The organism is Bacillus sp. REN3, from assembly GCF_017912555.1.
In the GTDB taxonomy this organism is placed as follows: Bacteria; Bacillota; Bacilli; order Bacillales; family Cytobacillaceae; genus Mesobacillus.
This window is the reverse complement of record NZ_JAERSD010000096.1, coordinates 1-218: the sequence shown is the minus strand read 5'-3', so window position 1 is coordinate 218 and position 218 is coordinate 1. Positions and strand designations below refer to the sequence as shown.

1 tRNA gene and 1 rRNA gene are annotated in these 218 nt (G+C 51.4%); both read left to right on the top strand.

Annotated features, from left to right (window positions below):
• Positions 1-75 (top strand): 5S ribosomal RNA (rrf, locus tag JJQ88_RS21960); the annotation flags it as partial.
• A 71-nt stretch (positions 76-146) separates the two neighbouring features.
• Positions 147-218 (top strand) — tRNA-Asn (locus tag JJQ88_RS21120).

Genomic DNA, 218 nt, shown 5'->3' with positions numbered 1-218 from the left:
GAACACGGAAGTTAAGCTTCTCAGCGCCGATGGTAGTTGGGGGTTTCCCCCTGTGAGAGTAGGACGCCGCCGGGCAATATGTGTTTTTTCATCTTCCGGGATGAGGATCGAATCAACTGCATAGAGTTTAGGAAATATCCAATTATTCCGCAGTAGCTCAGTGGTAGAGCACTCGGCTGTTAACCGAGCGGTCGTAGGTTCGAATCCTACCTGCGGAG